This is a genomic window from Sporosarcina sp. E16_8, assembly GCF_017347095.1.
Classification (GTDB): domain Bacteria; phylum Bacillota; class Bacilli; order Bacillales_A; family Planococcaceae; genus Sporosarcina.
Genome location: NZ_JADPRZ010000018.1, coordinates 1 through 21,235, shown reverse-complemented (window position 1 = coordinate 21,235; position 21,235 = coordinate 1). Strand labels below are relative to the sequence as shown.

Annotated in this window: 13 protein-coding genes; 8 read left to right on the top strand and 5 right to left on the bottom strand. The window is 42.3% G+C overall.

Features of this window, described 5'->3' with window-relative positions; translation table 11 throughout:
- Positions 1 to 497 precede the first annotated feature (497 nt).
- From I2484_RS12095 to I2484_RS12085, 3 genes are all read right to left on the bottom strand, one after another.
- On the bottom strand, positions 498 to 2,672 hold the full coding sequence (locus tag I2484_RS12095; protein WP_255551371.1) for a 5'-nucleotidase C-terminal domain-containing protein: 2,175 nt from the start codon (positions 2,670 to 2,672) through the stop codon (positions 498 to 500).
- A 433-nt stretch (positions 2,673 to 3,105) separates the two neighbouring features.
- Complete coding sequence (locus tag I2484_RS12090) at positions 3,106 to 4,791, bottom strand: N-acetylmuramoyl-L-alanine amidase (protein ID WP_207151279.1); 1,686 nt, start codon at positions 4,789 to 4,791, stop codon at positions 3,106 to 3,108.
- Positions 4,792 to 4,933: 142 nt separating this feature from the next.
- Complete coding sequence (locus tag I2484_RS12085; protein ID WP_255551370.1) at positions 4,934 to 5,899, bottom strand: C40 family peptidase; 966 nt, start codon at positions 5,897 to 5,899, stop codon at positions 4,934 to 4,936.
- Between the two features lie 261 nt (positions 5,900 to 6,160).
- Between I2484_RS12085 and I2484_RS12080 the strand changes: the two genes are divergently transcribed.
- The 5 genes from I2484_RS12080 (at position 6,161) to I2484_RS12060 (ending at position 13,396) form a co-directional block, all read left to right on the top strand.
- Positions 6,161 to 7,273 carry a glycosyltransferase gene (locus tag I2484_RS12080; RefSeq protein WP_207151278.1) on the top strand — a complete coding sequence of 371 codons (1,113 nt, stop codon included), beginning with the start codon at positions 6,161 to 6,163 and terminating at the stop codon, positions 7,271 to 7,273.
- Positions 7,266 to 8,549 (top strand): murein biosynthesis integral membrane protein MurJ, encoded by a 1,284-nt coding sequence (gene murJ / locus I2484_RS12075; RefSeq protein ID WP_207151277.1) that lies wholly within the window; start codon positions 7,266 to 7,268, stop codon positions 8,547 to 8,549. Before I2484_RS12080 ends, murJ begins: the two co-directional genes overlap by 8 nt.
- Before the next feature lie 408 nt (positions 8,550 to 8,957).
- Positions 8,958 to 10,064, top strand: coding sequence for an amidohydrolase (locus tag I2484_RS12070; protein WP_207151276.1), 1,107 nt, complete (start codon positions 8,958 to 8,960; stop codon positions 10,062 to 10,064).
- Positions 10,065 to 10,402: 338 nt separating this feature from the next.
- The gene (locus tag I2484_RS12065; RefSeq protein ID WP_346014188.1) at positions 10,403 to 11,404 is read left to right on the top strand and encodes a TAXI family TRAP transporter solute-binding subunit; all 1,002 of its coding nucleotides are present in this window, start codon (positions 10,403 to 10,405) and stop codon (positions 11,402 to 11,404) included.
- A gap of 39 nt (positions 11,405 to 11,443) precedes the next feature.
- Positions 11,444 to 13,396 carry a TRAP transporter permease gene (locus I2484_RS12060; protein WP_207151275.1) on the top strand — a complete coding sequence of 651 codons (1,953 nt, stop codon included), beginning with the start codon at positions 11,444 to 11,446 and terminating at the stop codon, positions 13,394 to 13,396.
- Between the two features lie 428 nt (positions 13,397 to 13,824).
- On the opposite strand, the gene I2484_RS12055 is transcribed toward I2484_RS12060, so the two are convergent.
- Together I2484_RS12055 and I2484_RS12050 are read right to left on the bottom strand one after the other, a co-directional pair.
- Positions 13,825 to 14,910 carry a BclA C-terminal domain-containing protein gene (locus tag I2484_RS12055; protein ID WP_207151274.1) on the bottom strand — a complete coding sequence of 362 codons (1,086 nt, stop codon included), beginning with the start codon at positions 14,908 to 14,910 and terminating at the stop codon, positions 13,825 to 13,827.
- Between the two features lie 319 nt (positions 14,911 to 15,229).
- Complete coding sequence (locus I2484_RS12050) at positions 15,230 to 16,816, bottom strand: SulP family inorganic anion transporter (protein ID WP_207151273.1); 1,587 nt, start codon at positions 16,814 to 16,816, stop codon at positions 15,230 to 15,232.
- 205 nt (positions 16,817 to 17,021) lie between these two features.
- On the opposite strand from I2484_RS12050, the gene I2484_RS12045 reads away from it, so the two are divergent.
- The 3 genes from I2484_RS12045 (at position 17,022) to I2484_RS12035 (ending at position 20,999) form a co-directional block, all read left to right on the top strand.
- The gene (locus I2484_RS12045) at positions 17,022 to 17,759 is read left to right on the top strand and encodes an SDR family NAD(P)-dependent oxidoreductase (protein ID WP_207151272.1); all 738 of its coding nucleotides are present in this window, start codon (positions 17,022 to 17,024) and stop codon (positions 17,757 to 17,759) included.
- 611 nt (positions 17,760 to 18,370) lie between these two features.
- Complete coding sequence (locus I2484_RS12040) at positions 18,371 to 19,333, top strand: BMP family lipoprotein (protein WP_207151271.1); 963 nt, start codon at positions 18,371 to 18,373, stop codon at positions 19,331 to 19,333.
- A 16-nt stretch (positions 19,334 to 19,349) separates the two neighbouring features.
- Positions 19,350 to 20,999 (top strand): methyl-accepting chemotaxis protein, encoded by a 1,650-nt coding sequence (locus tag I2484_RS12035; RefSeq protein ID WP_207151270.1) that lies wholly within the window; start codon positions 19,350 to 19,352, stop codon positions 20,997 to 20,999.
- Positions 21,000 to 21,235: the final 236 nt, after the last annotated feature.

The following is a 21,235-nucleotide window of genomic DNA, read 5'->3' as shown; positions in this document are numbered from 1 at the left end:
CGAAAGAATAGAGGGGCATCTACCTGGAGAAAAGCCGCCAAAGATGCAATTTTGGCGGCTGATGTTTTCTTTATGGTTTTTTCTTTCTTAATTAAAGAAGAGTCACTTTCTATAGGACGTCACATGATTAGATGCATACTCTTTGTTAAGAGTAAGCAAGAAGCACATTATCCAACGTGCAAGAGTGCCAGAAATTGCATCTTCGGGCACTTACAATCCCTATAGAAAGTCATCTATTCGTACATACCTGCATTTTTCACTTGAACAGTGTAGGAACGCGACAGGCAACTATTCGTAACAGGATTACTGAAAAAAGTGTGGCTAGAAGTGACGAAGTCACTTCTGGCCACACTCGGGCTCCCCAGTAAATCTGTCGTGATTAATTTGCCGAAAGCGGGCCGGAAATAATCCAGTGAAAATAAAGGTCTTCAATCCCTTCTCGCCAGTACTTTATGCAAATAAATGGGTAATCAACAGACGTTTTTTTTACTCCTTACTTATTCAGCTTTCTTCGCTTGTTTTACATTGTAAACAAAGTTCGAAATAATTTTCGCTGCATGTTCGCGTGATGTTGATTGACCAGGCATGAATTTACCGTCAGACCCTGTAGTGATTCCAAGTTCGTGAAGCATGGAGATAGCGTTTACTGCTTCTGCATCATAGTTACCGAAATCTGCATAGGGTGCTTTTGCAGCCGCTGTATACTTTTTACCTGTGTACTTTTCATACGCACGTTCAAGCATCAACGCGAATTGTGCACGTGTCACTTTTTCGCTCGGCAGGAATTTGCCGTTAACGCCTTTAATTAGCCCGTTTTCGTATGCAGCAACGATTTCAGCTTTTGTATCCGCATCATATTTTTCAATATCGCTAAATGGTGCAGTACCTACAGCTTTTAGGTCAAGTGCACGGACAATCCAAGAAGCAGCTTGCGCGCGTGTCATTTCTTTTTGCGGACCAAATGTCGCGTCTTTACCTTTCAAGATTCCACGGTAATAAAGATCTGAAACAAATGGATACGCCCAGCTATCGTAGGCAACGTCACTATAAGGGACTTTTGCTAGAATGCGGCCTTCAATTCCAGAGCTGATTGTACCAATGGATTTCATGTGATCTGCGAAATTCTCCCAGTCGGAGAAGCCTGGTTCACTAGCACGTCCCTCTGCATATGCTTTTTTAAGTACTTCATAGTTGTCGCCACCTTGAGCAGTGAAGACATTAGTTGTAACTTTATACATTTTATCAGCTTCTATTTCCTTACCGTCGATCGCCATTGAGATGACACGATTGCCAATTTTAGCTTCTGGATTGAAAATTAGTTTCATTCCAGAAACGTGAAGGAAACCGCCATCTTCTTCAGGGTACTTTTCAACAGATCTTTCAAAAACAGCTTTCAATTCTGTACCGCTTAGTTCCATCAATGCAAGTGTGTTGCCAAATGGCAGTACTGAAATTGCTTGACCATATGTAATTGGTCCTTGTGGAATTGAAGTTCGTATGCCGCCGCCATTTTGGAATGCGATGACAGTTGAAGGGTCGATTTCTTTCGCTTTTGCAAGCATACCATCCGTGATAATATTCCCTAGATTGGTTTCACCGGCACGAACACCACCAAGATCGCGGAGACCGCTTAGGAATACACCAGCAGTCGCGCCAGTTGGTTTCTCCATTGTCGCTTTCACTTTATCAGAAAATGGCTTAATAATTTGCGCTGCGTCTGCATCAGTTGCCGCATTTTCACCGCCAACAACATGGAGAACACCGCTATAATCTTTAATGACACCTTTTTCATCAAATGTGATGTCGAGTTGTCCTAAGAATTTATTGTACTCATTGGCCTGAACGATAACGACAGGTTCAGTATCTTTGTTAATTACAAAAGGTTCGTCAAGTTTAACATGGGTGTGACCCCCGACGATGATGTCGATACCTGGTACATTTTTAGCAAGAAGGAGGTCATTGTCGACATTGTCGGAGTCATTATATCCGATATGAGTAAGCGCGATAATTTTGTTCACACCGGCTTTTTCAAATGCAGCGACCGCTTCTTTAGCTTCCACGATATAGTTCGTAAATTGTACTTTCTCAGGGCTTGAAATATCTTTTGTTTCTTCAGTCGTTAGACCAAAAATGCCAACTTTCTCACCATTCACTTCTTTAATAATACCGTTATAGATTTTACCGTCTTCAGCTTTTGTCTCAACCGTTCTAGACTGAAGCCCATCGAAAAGTGGGTCAGCAGAAAAGTCAGTGTTGGCGCCAACGAATGGGAATTTCGCCCCTTTAATGAAATCTACTAGCGCTTTGTGCCCTTCTGCAGATGAGCCAAGGTCGAACTCGTGGTTGCCGAATGTCATGGCATCATATCCAAGGTAATTCATGACAGCGAGGTCAGCTTGTCCTTTAAACTCGTTGAAGTAAAGTGTTCCGGAAAAGACATCGCCTGCATCAAGAAGGACGTTATACGGTTTTTCTTTCTTGAGCTTTTTGACGAGTGCTGCACGTTCCGCTGTAGTAGCGAGGTTTGCGTGCGTGTCATTGGTGTGAAGCACCGTCATCGAGAAGTCTCCGGTTGCTGCAACAGGTGTTTCCGCAGCCATTACAGGCGTGATAGCAACTGAGCTTAATAGAAGCGTGGCCGCTATAGTGCTTTTGGAGTATTTAATAGACAAAGTACAACCCTCATTTCCTTTTTTCATACTAATTCATCATTACTTAAATTCATGAACTAATGACGGAATAGTCTGTACTTCAATTATACCATTATGGTAAGTAGTGGGCAAAACAATTTAGTATTAAATTGTAGAAAGAATTGCGCCGGAGTCTAGACACTGCTTCAGGTGAAAAACGTATACTTTCTTATCGCATCTGTTGCTTAACCATTTATTTGCGTAAAATACTGGGGAGAATGGCTTGATAACCTTCGTTTTTACCGGACTATATTCGGCCCGCTTTCGACGAAATAATTATGTCACATTTAAGGGGTTAATAGCAGTTCATTCCTTCCTCGAGAGCCACACTATCTCCAAGTAAGAAGCCAGCTATACCTTCTTATCTATAAAAAAATACCTAAGAGAATAGTTTCATTCTCTTAGGTATATACTGTTACTGGGCTGAATAGTATTGTACTAGCCCTTGATAGATTGAATCTGCATAGATTTCCAAATAGGCATCGCTCGTCAGCTTTTTATAATCATCCGCATTGGAGAGGAAAGCGAGTTCGACGAGAACAGCCGCGACGTTGTTGTTCTTAATGACATAAAAACGATTGTCTTTCACACCGCGGTTAACCATGTTTGCTCTTTTAATAATATTATTTTGAATGTAAGTTGCTAAGGATTTACTTTCGACAGAGTTAGCATTCGAAGACGAGTCAAAGTACGTTTCAGTTCCTTTTGCTGACGTCGATGTTGCTGAATTCACGTGAATCGATACAAATGTTTCGGCAAAATTATTTTTGGCTAAGTTAGTACGCTGTTCAAGTGAAAGGTAAGTATCATTTGAACGAGTCATGACTACTTTTGCGCCTGCATTTTTCAATTTTGCTTCTACAAGTTTACCGACTTTCAATGTGATGGCTTTTTCCGTCACCTTATTTTTCGAAGTACCAGGATCATGTGCACCGTGACCTGCATCAATTACGATTATTCGGTTTTTAAGTGGATTTCCTGATTGATTTAATAGTTTTAAATATGTTTTGCTAACGAAGCCTGTTTTGGAATTTGCACGAATTTTCGCCCAGCTTCCATCGAGAGAAAGTACTTCAACTTTTTGCCCTAGTGTTAACGCAGCGATAACAGGGGAGTTAGTGCTAGCTGTTTGTCGCATGTTTAGGCTTTTCACCGTTACTTTTCCGATTAGGTTGCCAGTCACGCTGGGTTCTTCAGGAATAGTCGGTTTTTCAGGTGTGACAATGTTGTCATCAGGTGTTTCCGTTCCAGCTTCAACAGTATATTTAGCGTTGATATAGCCTTCATCGTCATCCAGAAGGATTAATAACCAGTCTCCTGTTTTACCGATAACTTCAACGATATCCTTATTATTTAACCGAGCAATGATATCCCCATCAATTGATGGAAGTGAGCGGACGTTCAGCGTTTCGCCGCTTGTCGCCACTCTTGCAAAATACGTACTTGACGTTTGATCTGGTAGTTTAACGGGTAAAGCATACTTATCATTCATTGCGCGAGCAAGGAATAACGAGAATTGTGAACGAGTCAAGAATGCCTTTGGTAGGAACTTCCCTGAATCGCCTTTTGTTACTCCAGCGTAATAAAGGCCATTGATACGTTCAGCATATTGTTTATCTTCCATATCTGTAAACATCATTGGTTTATCGGCAGAAATCTTTTCAGAAAGATTGAAAGCGACAGCGAGTGCATTACCCATTTCGTCACGTTTCAAGTTTTCATTTGGTTTAAAGCTACCTTTAGAGTCTGCTTTAAAATAGCCAAGTTCAACGGCACGGCTTACATACTTATACTGTTCAGTGCCCGATTTAACGTCTGTGAATTGTAAAGACGGGGTAGGGATGTCCTGTTTTTTAGCAGCAATGACAAGCATTTTAGCAGCTTGTGCACGCGTTAAGTTATTGCCAGGTTTGAATTTTGAAACCCCATTTACTAAGTACCCTTTAATAATATCAAGATCTGCTATGTAATTGACCTCTTCAAAGTATTCCTTATCTGTTGTTACGTCCGTGAATTGAGTCTTAGCGAAAGAGTGTCCTGGGACCATGGAAATGAGCGTGAAAATCATCATTACCACTGCTGCCCACTTAATTGTTTTCATTGTGTCCTCCCTTATTTTACTAGAGTTGTAGATTCATTTTAACAGTGATGGCTATGTATTACCATACTAATAAATAACTATAATTGAATTTTTATATAAAAAAACCGGATGTTCCTTAAATGGAACATCCGGTAATAAGAAATTAGTTAGTGAGACGATCAGTGAACTTCTTGAACTGACTTGCAGTAACTTTATCACTTAGACCGAAATTACCATCGCCATAACCGGTTGTAATTTCATTGTGATAAAGAATGTTAATATATTCACTTGCCCAATGATCTTTTGGAACATCATTGAAGGAAGTAACAGTAGATCCTTTAAGATCAAATGCTTCTACAAGTACTTTAGCAAGTTGCGCGCGTGTCATTTCACCACGAGGATTAAATTTACCGTCATCTCCTGAGAAGATACCTGCATCCGATACTGCGATGATAGCATCGAGCTGTGGATGATCCGCCGCTACGTCAGAAAAAGAAGATTGAGTGCTCTTTTTTTTCAAACCGAGTTCATCGACAAGTGTTTGAGCAATTTCGGCACGTGATGCGTATGTAACTGCTTTTTTAGCTGCTGTTGGTACGTCAGCCGATGCGACGAGAGAACCTGGTGTGAAATCATTCACTCGTTTAGCGCCGATATAACGGCTACCCCAGTAGGCAGGGTCGTTTATGGAAGATACCATGACACCCTTGCTTGATGAAGAGTGGATGAATTGACCGGATCCAATATAAATTCCGTCATGTGAAACTCCACTGCCGCTTGTATTAAAGAATACAAGGTCGCCTGTTTTCAAATCACTTTTTGCAACAGATGTTCCCATAGCATACTGTTGACCAGTCGTTCTCGGAATGGAAATCCCTTGTTGTTTAAATACGTATTGCGTATATCCTGAGCAGTCGAAACCGGAAGTGGTTGTCCCTCCATATGAATAAGGTGTACCTATATATGATCGAGCTGTGTTTACGAGATTAGTTGCAGAATCTGCCGAAGCCATGGAAGGGATGGACGTTGAAAATAGTATGCTTGCAAAAACTAGAAATAAAAGACGTTTCATTCGTTTCTCAAAATCCCCTTTCGCACATCTAATAGAGTGTGCTTTATCTGTCAACATCTTAGCATAGCTAAACCCCCAATTCGATTACAGTTACATTACAATAGTATTACAGTGCTTTGATTTTACTTATAAGTAGTCTCGAAACGCTAGTTGACTGGATTCTATCCTGTCAACTAGCGTTTTTTTATGGTAATTTAATAGTGTTACATTGCAGTATTGGCTGTCAAGAGGTCGAATGACAGATGATATGCTATAATTATTGAATCTAAATAAAGGTCTAGCTAGGTAGGTTATTGAAAGATGGGGTTGAAAACTGAAATGAAAAAAATAGTCGTATTCAGCAATATGTATCCGTCAATAGAGCACCCGACATTCGGCCTTTTTGTGAAAAATCAGGTTGGACTTCTTCAGTCGGCAGATCTGGATGTCGATGTAGTTGCGATTCGGAATCCTGGAAAAGGGAAAATCCAGGCATTGAAAAAATATATGACATGGTTTTGCCATTCTTTATTATATATGATGAAAAATCGTAAGCATTTATCCTTAACGCATGCGCATTATGCGTTTCCAACAGGAATCATTTCATTGATGGGGAAAAAGATGTTTGGTATTCCTTATGTTGTGACTGTTCATGGTGGGGATATAGATAAGATGGCTGCCAAGAGTCAGCGCATTGCCGACATGACAAAAAAAATCTTACAACAAGCGGAATCGGTCATTGTTGTTGGTGACAAACTTCGGGAAGATGTGATAAATAACTTCGATGTTCCGGAAACGAGCGTGCATGTTATGAGTATGGGCGTCGATACATCCATTTTTAACTATGTAGCTAAAGTGGAGGCGAGGGAAAAGCTTGGTCTTTCTATAGAAGAGAAAATGTTGATCTTCGTTGGAAATGTGATTCAGGCAAAAGGTCTTCTTGAACTTGTCGAAGCGTTTGATTCACTAAAAATGTCGTTCCCTGATAGTTCTTTATATGTAATTGGTTCGCAGAAAGACAGGCAATTTGTCGAGGAGTTACGGTCGTTCATCAGAGAAAAGGATGTTGAAGATATTCATTTCAAAGAGCCTCTAGGTCAAGCCGATTTGTCGCTTTGGATGTCTGCGGCCGATGCGCTTGTGCTTCCCTCACACCATGAAGGATTCGGATTAGTCGCACTCGAAGCGATGTCTGCCGGGACGAAAGTTGTCGCAACGGATGTTGGAGGGCTTTCTAATTTGTTGAGAGATCGAGCAGGGATTTTGGTTGAACCGAAAAATCCGGATTCATTGGCGAAAGGTTTATGGAGTGCGTTGGACGACAAGTCTGATATGATCGATGAAACCGTTGCGCAGGCGAAAATTGCGCAGCATTCATATGAAACGATTTTAGAGGACTTATTGTCGATTTATCGTTCAGCCGAGAAAGGTCAGGTTGATCATAATGAGTAAAATGATGAAGATTATCGGCGCGGTTGCGGTTATTAATATTGTTGCTAGATTGTTCGGGTTCATCAGAGAAATGGCAATTAGTAATCAATACGGTACATCAAAAACTGCAGATGCAATAATAACTGCTTATACAATACCGAATTTCATTTACCTTGTGGTTGGTGGGGCGTTAACGACGGCGTTCATATCTGTCTATCACTCGACAAGAACGGATAAAGCATTGTTTGTTCGAAAATCATTTACGACAGTTCTTGTAGCTGCAGTTGCGATTACGGCTGTATTGTTGGTCTTTACAGATCCACTCTTGCAGTTTTTTTTCAAAAATATGACTGCTGAAGAATTTGCGTTGACGCGCACTCTTTACTTATGGATGATGCCGTCTTCTATTATTCTTGTTTTGTCGACATGGATGAGCGGTGTATTGAATGTTAACGGCAAGTTTAACTTGTCCAGTCTAGCAGTCCTTCTATATAATGCGTCTTTTGTCGGAATCGCTGTTGTGCTAACAAGTTATTTTGGTCCTGAATCGTATGGGATTGGTGCACTGGTAGGTGCGATATTAATGGGTGTATTCTTATATGTAGGACTTCGGAAATCAAAACTTTATTCTTTGAAGCCTTCATTTGCCATGTCTGTTGATACGAAACGGTTATGGGTGATTGCATTGCCAATCTTGTTTGGTGGCGCATCATTGCAATTTTATTTTGTTATTCATCGGATCGTAGCGGATGGATTTGGGGAAGGAACAATTTCGGCGGTCAATTATGCATCTAAATTGACGGGTTTCCCCCAGGCAATCATGATGACTGCAGTGACGACGGTTATCTATCCTCTTCTTAGTAAAAAACAAGGGGAAGGCGATATGGAAACAATCCGTGCGCTTTATAAAAAAGGAATGCTCTATCTAGTTGCACTACTTGTACCGGCAACTATGATCGCTTACTTTTTCGCAGAGCCGCTTGTCCGTCTTGTTTTTGGACATGGTGCATCCACGGAGTCTTCGATTCTGCTAATCGTGCCGATTTTTCGCGTATTTACACTGTCGATGTTTTTCCTTGCTGCAAACACGTATATTACGCGGTTCTATTATGCAAAAGCCAATTCGATTATACCTGTAATATTCAGTTTGATAAGTGTCTTTGCGATTAATCTCGGCGTTATTTATTTGATGATTGACTCGCACGGTGCTTCATCAATTGCATACGGTACGGTCATTAGTGCCGCGGCGAACTTCGTAATGCTCGCTATTTATGCGAGAGTGAAGTGGAAGTTGTAATTTACTAGATTGATTCGTGAGGTTGCCCTGGGATACTAGCGGCAACTTTTTTTATTGGTTTTGAAAGTGGTTAATTGAGATATATACCGAACCAATCATAACTATATATTCGGCACTACTTATATGGAATTAACCAGGTGATATACCACATCCCTATAACGAACAAATGTAGCGAAGGAGCGACAAGTGTGAGCCGAAGCAATAAGACCGGCAGTGTTCTTTCTGGCGGGCTTATTGCGTAAGGCCATCAGCAAGCGACTAAGCGGTGTTGGAAGTACATTCTATTTGTTAAGTGCTGACTATATATCTCCAGTATTACTTTAAATATTCCGGAAAATAGGTTATTCTGAAAGATGTGAAGTATTTAATAATAGATTAATGAACCAAAGAATGATTGGAGTGTTTTAATTGGTAATCAAAGAGAAAATCGGGAAATGGTTCGAACATTTTCATGCTTATCCAGAAGTGAGTTGGAAAGAAGTAGAGACAACTGCGAAATTATCGGAGATATTATCAAAATTGAATGTAAAACATCATACGTTTGACGATGTGACTGGGGTTATCGCTGAAATAGGTGAAGGAGATCGTATTATCGCGGTACGAGCGGACATCGATGCATTGTGGCAGGAAGTCGGCGGCGTCTATAAGGCGAATCATTCTTGTGGGCATGATGCGAATATATCAATGGTGTTAGGGGCACTTAGTTATTTGCAACAGGAGGAACTGGGCAGTCGGATCCGATTTATTTTCCAACCAGCAGAAGAAAAAGGAAATGGTGCAAATTCGATGATTGAGCGAGGAGCCGTCGACGACGTTTCCTATTTGTTTGGTGTGCATTTACGCCCACAGGAAGAAATTCCATTTGGAAAAGTGACACCAGCAATTCATCACGGGGCGGCCGTGTTCCTTGAGGGGAAAATCATTGGCGACGATGCGCATGGTGCACGTCCACAGCAAGGAAACAGTGCACTAGATCCGTTATTTGCGATTGCACAGTTTGTGAAAACAATCCATTTTTCACCTTACGAAGCGTATTCAGCAAAACTGACAAAAGTGCAGGCGGGCGGAGATAGTCTCAATATTATTCCTGGGACTGCAACGTTTGCAATCGATGCCAGAGCACAGTCAAATGTAGTGCTCGGGGAGCTGAAGGAACGTATTTCCCAGGGAATCCAAGCAATTGGACAGATGCACGGTGTGGAAATAGAATTGGCGTGGAGTGATTATACGCCGGCTGCAGAAGTGTCTGAAGAAGCGACAACTATTGCCCGGGAAGCTATTTTGGCAACAGTGGGGGAAGAGGGATACGCACCTGACGTCATTACATCAGGCAGTGATGATTTCCATTTCTACACGATTCATAATCCAAAATTAAAAGCTGCAATGATTGGTATTGGAGCAGATCTTGGTCCAGGGCTTCATCATCCAGATATGACGTTCAACAAGGCAGCACTTGATATTGGAGCGCGTGTGTTGGCGGAAACGTTGAAAAAAGCATCTTATTTGAAAGATTAATTGAACAAGCCTTTTGGTATCGCGAATTGTCGTGATGCTGAAAGGCTTTTTTAGTGTCCAGGAAACAATAAAATTTCGTACTGTGGATAAGCTGCAATATAGAGATTTCACGTCCAGACTCCAGCGCCTAGAGGATCGCGAACCTAGACTGCCTTCCCTTTACCCGCCTTATGCCTGTCGCCGCTGAACAGGCGCTTGCGCTTTTGTTTAGTTTAGGACAAGTGGACTATTTAGAGCAGCTGCTACATAAAGTGAACTTAGTAATCTACAGATCTAACTACTGATTTGAAAACGTTCACACAGGACGTTAAATAGAAATTAAACAAGGGGGTAATCAAGTGAGGAAGAACAAGGTGCGTGTATTATTTTTCCTGGTGGTCGCAATGGTACTAGTCTTATCTGCATGTGGTGGAGGGAAAAAAAACATCGCGATTGGACCGGCGGCGAGTGAAACGAATAATGTGGCGACGTTGATTCTTGCGGGATACGGGATTGAGGATGGTGATTACAAAGCCTACCAAGAAGGATTCGGGGACGCTGCGGACGGTGTTCAAGATGGAAATATCGATGTGTCAATTGGGATTCTTGGACTTCCAGCTGCAAGTATTGAAAGTCTCCAAGCATCCGCGGGTGATGTGAAAATGCTTGGACTCTCGGATAAAGCGATCGAACATATTGAAAAGAATTCAGGTTATCGACGACTTACAATCCCAAAAGAAACGTATGACTTTCTTACGGAAGATATCGAAACTGTCACCGCATATGCGATTCTAGTGGGCAGCACGGATACAATCGATGAGGAACTAGGGTACGAGATTGCGAAAAGTATGATTGAAAATGCAGGCGAGAATACACATGCTCAAGCGAAACAAATGACATTGGAAAATGCATTGCGCGGAGCAGAGGGGCTGTTAATTCATCCAGGGGCGAAAAGGTATTACGAAGAACAAGGGCTAACTGTTGATAATGAAGTTGCGGAACTCACTGCCGATGCGAAGAAGCGGAAGAAAGAATTTATTCTTGGAACAGGGAGCCAGGGGGGCACGTATTATCCTCTTGGGGGAGAAATGGCTAACTTATGGAACAAATATATCGATGGCATGCATGTAACGAATACGGAAACGGGTGCATCAGTGGAGAACTTATCCACAATCCGCGATGGCCATATGGATCTTGGTATGTCTGTACACGTTCCTGCCTTACAGGCATTAAATGGAGAAGCTGAATTTGAAGGGCATGAAGTGAAAAATGCGGCTTTCATCGGCCATATCTATCCTGAAGTGATTCAGATTGTCACACGTGAAAAGACAAAGATTAAAAGTCTTGATGATTTGAAATGAATGATGGAACCTCGTAACTACTAGGAAGGGGGGCGCCAATTGAAAAAACTACAGCATCATGACGCACAAGAAATCCTTGAGAAGTACGATAAAGAAAATCAGTTTCGCACTCAAATTGGAAAATGGGCATGGGCCGTAACATTTCTCGGCGTTGCACTCACGGTGTTTCATCTATACACGGGCTATTTTGGTACGCTCCCTTCCCAGAAACAAGGGGCAGTACATCTAGGTACTGCTTTAGGGATTATCTATCTCCTCTATCCTGCAAAAAAGGAATGGAGAAATACGCATAAAAAGGTTCCTTGGTATGACGTTACCTTAGCCTTTACGGCAATGTATGTGACCTATCATAAAATCTTTTTCTTCGATTCGATTTTGCAAAGTCGGGTATCTGGTTACAGCCTAATTGATATCATAATTTCCATCCTCGGAATTGCTTTGGTACTTGAGGCGACAAGGAGAACAGTCGGTTTGCCGATTGTCATTGTAGCAGGTGTGGCTATTATCTACACACTTGTAGGGAAATATATTCCGACACAGATTCTTTCTCATCCAGGATTTTCAATGGATCGGATTTCGACAAATATTTGGTACCGGGAAAGTGGTATCTTTGGGACGCCCATACAGATTTCAGCGAAGTTCATTTATCTTTTCCTATTTTTCGGGGTAATTCTTGTTCATACACCAATCGGCAAGTTTTTCAATGACATCGCCTTTGCATTAACTGGACGGTTTACGGGTGGGACTGCCAAGGCGGCGGTTGTGGCAAGTGCGTTACAAGGGACGGTTTCGGGCAGTTCAGTTGGAAATACAGTCGCCTCCGGATCATTCACGATTCCGATGATGAAAAAAGCAGGTTTCACACCGGAATTTGCGGGAGCCACAGAAGCTGCGGCTTCTACTGGTGGACAGATTATGCCGCCTATGATGGGGGCGGCGGCGTTTATTATGATGGAATACTTAGGTGTTTCATACGCCACCATCATGTTGGCGGCAGTTGTTCCAGCAATTCTTTATTTCACGGGTATATTCATAGGAACGCATTTCGAAGCAAAGAAATTAAAAATTATCGGATTACCGAAATCCGAATTACCTCGTTTCAAGGATTTACTAATTAGAGACGGTTATATGCTGATTCCTCTTGTCGTTATTATCGGAACCATTATGTCGGGTTTCACGCCACAACGGGCAGCTCTCTTTGGCATTCTATCTGCCTATCTTGTTTCGCTTGTCCGAAAAGAATCTAGGATGAATGTACGGCAAATTGTCAACGTCCTTGAACAGGGAGCACGAGTTGCTTTGCCAGTAATTGCAGCGGTTGCGACTGCAGGAATTATAGCTGGAGTCGTCAGTATCACGGGGCTCGGTGCGAAATTTGCTTCCGGCATTATCGCGTTATCAAGCGGCCACCTGATACTTGCCTTGTTCTTTACGATGATTGCCTGCATTATTCTCGGAATGGGGCTTCCAACGACGGCAAACTATGTTGTGACGGCAACGATTGCTGCACCCGCATTGATAAATGATTTTATGGTCGCTCCACTTGCTGCTCACATGTTTGTGTTTTACTTTGGTATTGTTGCCGATATCACGCCGCCTGTTTGCCTAGCCGCCTATGCAGGGGCGGGTATAGCGAAAGCCAATCCGTTTAAAACAGGGGTTACTGCAGTGAAATTAGCGATTGCAGCATTCATCATTCCTTATGTATTCATTTATAATCCGATGCTGGTGCTTGTAGATGTGGTTGTGTGGAAACTAATTATAGGCGTTCTAGCCGCCGTGATCGGAATGATTGGCATTAGTAGTGCAGTCATTGGTTTTTTCATCCGCAACTCGAGAATTTGGGAGCGGATTGTATTAGGAGGCGCTGGACTGATGTTAATTATTCCAGAGTTTCTATCTAGTGGAATTGGACTTGTGTTAATTGGCGTCATCTGGTTTATTCAGAAGAAAAGACCTGACGAAGAGGAAAGTACAAAAGTGCTTGCTTAGTAGAATGAATCTAAAAAAGAAGGCTACCCATAGCGGGAAAGCCTTCTTTTTAGGTGTAGTTAAACATGCTTTAGTTCACATGGAGTTTCTTTTCCAATTTCGTCATGCAATTCGTGGTAGCTTGGGAAAATGGAAAATTACGATACAACGCAAAATCATCGCTCCAATAAAGCTTGTTAACATATTTTATACAAGGAATCATACGCGCTATTACATGGATGTTAAGAAATCCATCTTTAATAGTCATAAATTTTTATAAGGTCCTTGGTCATAGGGCTCCTTAGTTGTTCGGGTCTGTAAAATAGTGAATTCTTAGTTAGAGCCCTGTGATACCAAGGTAGTTACTATTAAGTTTTGTCAGCCTTTCTATTTGAAAGTCGCATGACCATTTTACATTGAGTTTGCGAGAATCCCTTATCATTACAAAATTAATTTAATTTCGCAATGACAAGAGAAGCGTTTACGTTTGTTTGTGTGCCTCCTGCCAAAGTCTGAAGGATAACCGCTGCAGCAGAAGAATGATTTCTAAGGGTAAGAACATCACCTGCTGCTATGGTAAAAATAGCCTGACCGTTGTTTTGCTGAGTGCCTGCACCTGAACCGTAGACTGTACCCGCAACCGGCGCACCATTTAAAAATAGCGCGAATTGGTTGGGTTCTACATCAGTCACGGAGAAAGTAACCAGGTAGTCTCCCGGAGTAGTAAATAAAACTTGTGAGTTTCCGGGGGCATGCGTAATTCCAGCCGTAATGATTCCATTTGTGTCAAAGGTAATATCAGCTTCTATAGCTACCGTCTGAGCGATTAGATTGTAAATATACCCATATACGGATAATCCGCCGGCTGCTCCAGTAGCGCCAGTAGCTCCTGTAGCACCGTTAGCGCCGTTTTGTCCAGTAGCTCCAGTAGCACCATTAGCTCCAGCAGGTCCAGTAGATCCAGTAGCCCCGTTAGCTCCAGCGGGTCCAGTAGATCCAGTAGATCCAGTAGATCCAGTAGCTCCGTTAGCTCCAGCAGGTCCAGTAGATCCAGTAGCCCCGTTAGCTCCAGCAGGTCCAGTAGATCCAGTAGCTCCGTTAGCTCCAGTAGCCCCGTTAGCTCCAGCAGGTCCAGTAGCTCCGTTAGCTCCAGCAGGTCCAGTAGATCCAGTAGCTCCGTTAGCTCCAGTAGCTCCGGTAGCACCATTAGCTCCGTTTTGTCCAGTAGCTCCAGTAGCGCCGTTAGCGCCGTTTTGTCCAGTAGCTCCGGTAGCCCCATTAGCTCCGTTTTGTCCAGTAGCTCCTGTAGCGCCGTTAGTTCCGTTTTGTCCAGTAGCTCCAGTAGCTCCGGTAGCACCAGGTGGTCCAATTGGTCCTCTGCATCCTTTGCAACATTGATGGCTGCATCCTTTGCAACATTGATTGCTACATCCTTTGCAACATTGATTGTAGCATCTACTGCATTTAGCTTGGTAAGAGCAACGGTAGGTCTTGTATTTGTTACTATTATAATCATTATTGTCGTAACATTTCATTTTTTCACCACCTTCCTTTAATATACTATTCAAGCGATGGATCGAAGGACGGGCAATCAACTACCTCTCTTAATTAATTGTTAATCAAATGGTTAATGAAAATTAGGGAATTCCCCCAGTGTTTATTCAGAATGAAAGGCACGGATTAGATAAACCCAAGGTGCCATAGTGTAGAATAAATTAGAAAAAGAGCTATAAACCGTAAAGGTTTTAGCTCTTTTTCACATTGTCTATTGCTGTTTTCATTTGCCCCTTAAAACTTCTCCAAACAGAAAATAGTCTTTATTGTAGGGGAGTGATACTTTTGTTTTGTGGATATTCACATGAAAAAATTAGCATCGCCAATCCTGTCATACAATCCACTTTTTTTGAACAGGGACAACTTTTCTTTCGGCAAACGTTTGATAATGATCTGAACACCGACTTTATCTGCATCGTCAAGAAGTGCGTATAGCGCTGCTTCACCCGTCGCATCTATAACGGATAGGTGCTCCATATCGAGAATGATTTTCTTCGCGTCTGTTAGAAAAATCGCAGGGTATTTATCTTCAAATACTTTTGCGGTACCAAAGAAAATAGGGCCGTTCACGGTATATTTTGCTAATGAAGATGTATTACTTTCACCGAACTTAATGATTTCAACATCGGAAAGTGTTTCCTCTTTAATATCGAGTTTACCACTCATTTTACGTAAGAATGACAACGCAGCAAGCAAAATACCCACCTGAACGGCAATCGTTAAGTCGATGAAAATCGTCAAAAGGAACGTTGTCAATAAAACCAGTGAGTCACCCGACCGGATCATTAATATATGTGTGAACGATGTGCGTGCACTCATATTCCAGGCAACATACATAAGAATAGGTGCCATCGCCGCTAATGGGATATAAGATGCATACGGCGCAAAAAGGAGCAAAAAGGCAAGAACGAAAACACTTTGTACGACTCCGGATAGTGGGCTGACTGCTCCAGATCGGATGTTGGTAGCTGTACGGGCAATTGCTCCAGTTGCAGGAATACCGCCGAATAATGGCGTAATTATATTGGCAATCCCTTGACCAAATAATTCACGTTTTGAATCATGTTTTTGTCCGCCTTTCATGCCATCTGCAACAACAGCTGATAACAGTGATTCAATTGCACCGAGTGCGGCAATAATAAGCGCGGGCTGCCAAAGGTTGACCAATTTCTCTACTGTAATCCTTGGAAAATGAAAACGCGGGAGTGTGTTGGGAATACCACCAAAAGCTGTCCCAATCGTTTCAACTTTCCCCGGGAATAGGAAAATTGAAATAAGAGTCGGAATGAGTAGCGCAATAAGGAGTAACGGTATACGCGGGGCTATTCTGGGTAAAGTAAATATGACAATAAGCCCAATCAAGGCTGTGACTATGCTGAAGACGTTCACTGTGTGAAACTGATTGACAAGATCAATCATGTTTTCATGGAAAAACTCTCTTTTTTCTAGACCAGTAATCCCGAAAAAGTTACCCAGTTGGCCTGTAAAGATGATGACTGCAATCCCTGTAGTAAAACCTATTGTTACGGATCTTGGGACGAAGTGGATAAGATTACTTACACCAAGAAAACTCATAATAACCAGGAAAATACCTGCTAGAAATCCGGCAATCAACAAATCTTCATAGCCGTATTGAAGAACTATGGCGAGTAGTATGGGGATGAACGCACCAGTAGGTCCCGCGATTTGGAAACGCGATCCACCTAGTAATGCAACGATAAGCCCGGCAATAATCGTCGTATAAAGTCCGTATTCCGGTTTGACACCTGAAGCAATTGCAAAAGCCATCCCAAGCGGAATGGCTACAATACCAACAGTGATTCCTGCAATCAAATCCTTGCGGAACCCAGCTCCATTGTAATCAAGATAACGGTTATCCTTGAACATTCGATTCACTTCTTTCAGGGTCTTCCTACAAAAACTTCCTCTTTCTAGTGTATTCCTAAAAAGCTATAGTAACAAGGGGTTAAGATACGTAAAGTTGTATTTAATGAAGAGAATTCAACATACTTACCAAAGCAAATAGATTGCAAGTAGCTCTAAAAAGGATTAATGTTTAGACATTAAATCATTTTGAAATGGAGTGGTCATAATGGGTAGATTACAAGATAAAGTTGCATTCGTAACGGGTGGCGCATCAGGTATGGGCGAAATGATGGTTAAGATGTTTACAGCTGAAGGTGCTACTGTAATTGCAGCAGATATTAATGAAGCAGCACTGGAAGAAAAGTGGGGTAGCAATGAAAAGGTAATGACAGTTAAATTGAATGTCACATCTGATGAAGAGTGGAAAGCAGCCGTTGAAAAAGTGGTTGGTAAGCTTGGGAAGATTGATATTTTAATTAACAACGCTGGTATTTCAACTGAAAAAGGGATGAATGAAATTACAATTGAAGACTGGCGCAGGCTGTCGGATATCAATAGTTTCGGACCATTCCTTGGTATGAAACATGTACTTCCATATATGAAAGAAGTAGCTAAAGGTTCAATCGTCAACATCTCTTCTTACACAGCACTTATCGGAATGGGCTTGAACCCTTATGCTGCATCAAAAGGAGCAGTTCGCGCGATTTCACGAGCGGCTGCAGCAGATTTTGGGAAATTTGGAGTACGCGTCAACACTATCTTCCCAGGTATCATTGAAACACCGATGACGAAAGGCCTGGAATCGTCACAAGACGTAGTTGCAGCGCTTGTGAAAATGACACCACTTGCCCGTCTAGGAAAACCTGAAGACGTTGCAAACGCGGTCCTATTCTTGGCATCAGACGAAGCTGCATACATTACAGGTGCAGAACTTGTTATTGATGGCGGATACTCCGCAAGATAACGTTTCTAGTGAAGCGGATGTATATATATAGGAAATAAAACAAGCCGTCATGGATTTTTCCATGGCGGTTCTTTTTTTCGTTGTATCAGGAAATTAGAGAGTGCTTGCCTTTAGATAAACGTTGGAAGATGATATTCCATGTTTGTGGGGTTACATATGATTGGTTGTTCGGCGTTTATGATCGGTTGGCGGGATATATGATTGTTCGTGCGGTGTTAATGATTGGATGGCGGGATATATGATCGGTTGGCGGATTATATGATCGTTCGTGCGGTGTTAATGATTGGTTGGCGAATTATATGATTGCTCGGCGTTTATGCTTGGTTGGCGGGATATATGATCGTTCGTGCGGTGTTTATGCTTGGTTGGAGGGATATATGATCGGGCGTGCGGTGTTTATGCTCGGTTGGCGGGATATATGATCGTTCGTGCGGTGTTTATGCTCGGTTGGCGGATTATATGATTGCTCGTGCCACAAGCTTTTGTGAATAATAAAAGTCTGAAAATACTTAGTTGTAAGACATCTGACGACTTATTCTTTTTTTATTAACAAATCAAAATTATATCCGATGTAATACAAGGGAAAATGTAAATGAAAGTGAGTGAAAGAGATGAAATTAAAACAACTGATTGTTCTTACGACAGCTTTACTCTTACTTGTAGGCTGCGGCCTTGAAGAAAAAGATCCGCTTGCTGGAAAAGTAAAAGTGGGTGTCATGCTGTCGGAAAATGGTCTTGGAGATCAATCGTTTTCAGATTTGGCATTCAAGGGTTTGACGAAGGCGCGGGATGAAGAGGGAATTGTTGTCGAATACTTGGAACTTGCGGAAGCAGGTACTTATGAAAAAGGATTCAGGGAGCTTGTGGAAAGCGGTAATGATTTAGTGTTTGCGCTAGGTTACACCGGTCAGCAGGAGCTGGAAAAAGTGGCTCTAGATTTTCCGGACCAAAAGTTCGTTCTCATTGATGCGGTTTCGGAAGCTACGAATATCACATCGATTACCTTTAAGGAAGACGAAGGAAGTGTACTTGCGGGAATTGTAGCAGCGACTGTTTCGGAATCACAGGTAGTCGGTTTTATTGGTGGCATGGAGGCCCCGGTTATTCAACGGTTTGAGCAAGGGTTCATCCAAGGAGCAAAGTCGATTAACCCTGCTATCGTTATTCACACTGAATATGCTGGTGACTTTGATAACGATGGTTTAGGGGCAGAGATTGCTTCGAAGATGATTGATGACAAAGCGGATGTTCTTTATGCTGCTGCTGGATTCACGGGAGTGGGCATGCTGAAAGAAGCTGAAAAAAGAGGCATCTATGCAATCGGCGTAGACAGTGATCAATACTTTTATGCAGAACAAGCTGTCATTACATCTATGATGAAAAATATTGATAGTGCGTTGTTCGATATCATTCATACCTATAAAGAGTCGGGAGCAATTCAATCCGGCCATATCGAATTGGGGTTAGCGGAAAATGGAGTAGGTCTTGCGCCATTTCGAGTGCTAGAACTGACGGACGCTAAAAAAGGGAAGTTAGACGCACTTATTGAACAAGCTGCGTTAGAAATGGAATGATAGGGGGAAAGTTGAAATGACAATAAAGAGAAAAATAGTGATCAATTCACTTTTCGTGCTTGGCCTATCGATTCTGATGATAGCGATTATTATTGTCAGAATGCTGGCAGTTCAAAATACGAGTAATGATTACGTGGACGTGTTGCTAGCTGTTCATGACGTGAATGCAGAAACCAAAGCCTCGATGCAAAGTTTGAATACACTTGCTTATAACATGACAGATGCTAATAAAGACAATGTTCGTCAACAACTAGAGTCGACTGCTGAAAAGTTCTCCGTTGCGGAAAGCCTGGTTAAAGAGAAAGAGCCACGGGCAATTCTTTTAAAGGCACAAGAGAAATTTGATTTATTAAAAGAACAAGCGCTGGCAGCTGTTGAAGAAAATAACTCCGCAGAAATCAATCGACAATCGCTTCGCAACGTGGGAATTGTCAATGACATTTATATGGTAGATCTCTTTACATCTGCACATTATGACTATTTACAAGAAGCACTCGCCGCTAAAATTAAAGGCATCATTACATTCGCAATTATTGGCAGCGTATTTGTCATAATGGGGACAATGGTAATCATTATCCGACTTGCAAACGTCATTACAAATCCGCTTAAGAGGCTGGCGATGAATGCCGAAGAAATTGCATCAGGCAATCTGGTTGTAGAGCCGATTCAGTATGATAAAAACGATGAACTTGGGCATTTGAATCGCTCATTCACATCCATGACCAATCAGCTGCGGACATTATTGCAATCGATTGACGGGGCAAGCCGGAAAGTAGATGACTACACAAAAGAGCTTGAGGTGGAAAATCGTTATCTTACCGAAGCGAGCAACCAAGTGACATTATCAACCGAAGAGCTTGCAAAAGGAACCCAAAGCATCTCCGAGGACTTGCAACATTCCGTAGAACTCATAGAACAGATGAATGTGGAATTCGAATTTAATGTCGACCGGGCAAGACATTCTGCTGATTCTGCTGCTATGGCTAATGAGGCAATTGTGGAAGGGCGCCGCGCTATCAATGAACAGCGTGAACTTATTGATAGCAATAACGTAGCATCGGAATCGATTAAAGATGCGACTGAACAATTTACGCACTATGCGATAAGAATTGAAGATATGGCCAAAACGGTTTCCAACATTGCTTCGCAGACGAACTTACTTGCATTGAATGCTGCAATAGAAGCAGCGCGTGCGGGAGAAGCGGGCAAAGGATTTGCAGTGGTTGCCTCGGAAGTAAGGAAACTAGCCGATGAATCAACAACCGCGACTTCACAGATTTTCGATATGGTTAACCTGATCAAAGGCGGACTTGGCTCAATTTCACAATCAGTTGGAAAAGGTGTTGAAATTGCCGAAGCGCAAGATGGCAATGTAACCCGTACCCTGAATTCATTTGCCAACATCGAAGATAAAATGGGGAATATTACGGAAGCGCTGACAGAGCTCGTTACAGGCGTGAATAATTCGAAGCAGTTCAATGTTACGGTGCTTGAGAATACCGAAAACATTAGTGCAGTCGTAGAACAAACGGCGGCAGGCAGTGAGGAGATTTCTGCTTCAGCAGAAGAGCAACTAGAATCTATAGGAAAAGTAGTGGACAAGGTGACAGCCCTTCGCGAACTGACCGATGAATTGAACGCGACGATATCGAGATTTCAATTATAAAGTAAAAGACCGCATCGCCTATTAGTTGGCGATGCGGTCTTTTACTTATTCCAAGGAAATTATAAAGTTCTTGGCCTATGGATGACCTCTAAACAGGCGTTTCCGCTTTTGTTTCCGTCTAGACTCCAACGCCTAGAGGCTCGGTCATAAGCTGGTCCGGTTATGCGGTAAAGTGCGCCGCATAGCCAGCCCTTCTTATGCCTGCCGCCTCTAAACAGGCGTTTCCGCTTTTGTTT

What these genes read in the sequence shown, in the direction of transcription:
- I2484_RS12090 (WP_207151279.1), bottom strand. Translation starts at nt 4,791, where the DNA reads ATGAAAACAATTAAGTGGGCAGCAGTGGTAATGATGATTTTCACGCTC.
- I2484_RS12080 (WP_207151278.1), top strand. Translation starts at nt 6,161, where the DNA reads ATGAAAAAAATAGTCGTATTCAGCAATATGTATCCGTCAATAGAGCAC.
- I2484_RS12050 (WP_207151273.1), bottom strand. Translation starts at nt 16,816, where the DNA reads ATGTTCAAGGATAACCGTTATCTTGATTACAATGGAGCTGGGTTCCGC.
- murJ (WP_207151277.1), top strand. Translation starts at nt 7,266, where the DNA reads ATGAGTAAAATGATGAAGATTATCGGCGCGGTTGCGGTTATTAATATT.
- I2484_RS12045 (WP_207151272.1), top strand. Translation starts at nt 17,022, where the DNA reads ATGGGTAGATTACAAGATAAAGTTGCATTCGTAACGGGTGGCGCATCA.
- I2484_RS12040 (WP_207151271.1), top strand. Translation starts at nt 18,371, where the DNA reads ATGAAATTAAAACAACTGATTGTTCTTACGACAGCTTTACTCTTACTT.
- I2484_RS12085 (WP_255551370.1), bottom strand. Translation starts at nt 5,899, where the DNA reads ATGTTGACAGATAAAGCACACTCTATTAGATGTGCGAAAGGGGATTTT.
- I2484_RS12055 (WP_207151274.1), bottom strand. Translation starts at nt 14,910, where the DNA reads ATGAAATGTTACGACAATAATGATTATAATAGTAACAAATACAAGACC.
- I2484_RS12035 (WP_207151270.1), top strand. Translation starts at nt 19,350, where the DNA reads ATGACAATAAAGAGAAAAATAGTGATCAATTCACTTTTCGTGCTTGGC.